At 54.8% G+C, this 2,715-nt stretch carries 1 rRNA gene; it reads right to left on the minus strand.

The features are described 5' to 3' along the window. A 23S ribosomal RNA gene (locus HMPREF3162_RS00005) occupies positions 1 to 2,333 on the minus strand; the annotation flags it as partial. Between the last annotated feature and the right edge of the window lie 382 nt (positions 2,334 to 2,715).

Raw genomic sequence — 2,715 nt, forward strand, 5'->3', positions numbered from 1 at the left:
CCCACCTATCCTACACAAGCCACACCGAACACCAATACCAAACTATAGTGAAGGTCTCGGGGTCTTTCCGTCCTGCTGCGCGTAACGAGCATCTTTACTCGTAATGCAATTTCGCCGAGTTCGCGGTTGAGACAGCAGAGAAGTCGTTACGCCATTCGTGCAGGTCGGAACTTACCCGACAAGGAATTTCGCTACCTTAGGATGGTTATAGTTACCACCGCCGTTTACTGGGGCTTAAATTCTCCGCTTCGAACCAAGTTCTAACAGATCCTCTTAACCTTCCAGCACCGGGCAGGCGTCAGTCCGTATACATCGACTTACGTCTTCGCACGGACCTGTGTTTTTAGTAAACAGTCGCTTCTCTCTGGCCTCTGCGACCACCACCAGCACATCCAACCGCCAGGGTTGTTCACCAGGGTGGTCCCCCTTCTTCCAAAGTTACGGGGGCATTTTGCCGAGTTCCTTAACCACGATTATCTCGATCGCCTTGGTATTCTCTACCTGACCACCTGAGTCGGTTTAGGGTACGGGCAGTTTGAACCTCACGTCGATGCTTTTCTTGGCAGCAGAGGATCACCGGATCACCCCACCATTGTGGGGCGCCCATCAGCTCTCAGCCCTCATGTGTGGCGGATTTGCCAACCACACGGCCTACAACCTTAGACCGCGACAACCATCGCACGGCCCGGCTACCTTCCTGCGTCACACCTGTTACCACGCTTACCTACAAAACCCTCAGGTCCCACCACCACACACCACACACACTCCAAAGGAGCATGATGCGGGTGGGGCACTGGTTAGTATCAGATTCTTCGGTATGGACGGTTCTTCACTGGTACGGGAATATCAACCCGTTGTCCATCGACTACGCCTGTCGGCCTCGCCTTAGGTCCCGACTAACCCAGGGCGGATTAACCTAGCCCTGGAACCCTTGGTCATTCGGCGGACGGGTTTCTCACCCGTCTTTCGCTACTCATGCCTGCATTCTCACTCGCATAGCCTCCACCACTGAATCACTTCGCAGCTTCACCGGCCACACGACGCTCCCCTACCCAAAAACACCCGAGTTATCGGTTGAACATGTTTTTGCCACAACTTCGGTGGTGTGCTTAAGCCCCGCTACATTATCGGCGCGGAATCACTTGACCAGTGAGCTATTACGCACTCTTTCAAGGGTGGCTGCTTCTAAGCCAACCTCCTGGTTGTCACTGCAACTCCACATCCTTTTCCACTGAGCACACGCTTAGGGACCTTAGTTGATGGTCTGGGCTGTTTCCCTCTCGACTACGAAGCTTATCCCCCGCAGTCTCACTGCCACGCTGACTTCACGGCATTCGGAGTTTAGCTGACGTCAGTAACCCTCGCGGGCCCATCAGTCATCCAGTCGCTCTACCTCCGCAAAGCACCACGCAACGCTGCACCTAAATGCATTTCGGGGAGAACCAGCTATCACAGAGTTTGATTGGCCTTTCACCCCTAACCACAGATCATCCCCCCAGTTTTCAACCTAGGTGGGTTCGGGCCTCCACGCCGTCTTACCGGCGCTTCACCCTGCCCATGGCTAGATCACTCCGCTTCGGGTCTAGGACACACGACTCACACGCCCTATTCGGACTCGCTTTCGCTACGGCTTCCCCACACGGGTTAACCTCGCCACATGCCACTAACTCGCAGGCTCATTCTTCAAAAGGCACGCCATCACCCCACACGAGGGCTCTGACGGATTGTAGGCACACGGTTTCAGGTACTCTTTCACTCCCCTCCCGGGGTACTTTTCACCATTCCCTCACGGTACTATCCGCTATCGGTCACCAAGAGTATTTAGCCTTACCAGGTGGTCCTGGCAGATTCACACGACATTCCACGAGTACCGTGCTACTCGGGCACCAACACACACAGACCACTGCGGTTTCAGCTACGGGACTCTCACCCACTCCGGTCAGGCTTCCCAACCTGTTCACCTACCACACTGCATCCATGCCCCAGCCATGCTGAACTGAGACGATCGGCCCCACAACACCGCGCATGCAAAACCAGCACGCTTGACACACACACGGTTTAGGCTCTTCCGCGTTCGCTCGCCACTACTAACAGAATCATTCTTATTTTCTCTTCCTATGGGTACTAAGATGTTTCACTTCCCCACGTCACCCCCACCAAGGCTATACATTCACCCCGTGGTCACTACGCACAACACGCAGCGAGGTTTCCCCATTCGGACACCCTCGGATCACAGCTCGTTTACCAACTCCCCGAGGCTTATCGCAGATTACCGCGTCCTTCATCGGCCCTTGATGCCAAGGCATCCACCATGCGCCCTTGAACACTCACCACCCCACACAGGACACACACAACCAACCAGTCGTACATGCTGCAGGGTGGCAAGACGAATAACACAAGAAACACAAAATCAAACAAAATCACAACAACCACACACAAACATGCGCGTGATTGCCAGATGCTCGCGTCCACTATTCACAAATCAACAACAACCACCACACACCCAGACCACAACCCCCACAAACAGAGACCATAATCCACGGCGGTGGAAGAAGAACCACCACACACCCCTACGAGCGTGTGGGCCTGTTCCCCCACAACCCAACAGCGTGCCTGCCCACACCCACACACCACCACAAGGACACTCCATCCACGAGCACCCTGAAGTGATACGCCAGTGCAGAAGTTTCGCAGTGTTCCACCCATGAGCACCCC

The sequence above is a fragment of the Brevibacterium sp. HMSC07C04 genome (assembly GCF_001815905.1).
Lineage (GTDB): Bacteria > Actinomycetota > Actinomycetes > Actinomycetales > Brevibacteriaceae > Brevibacterium.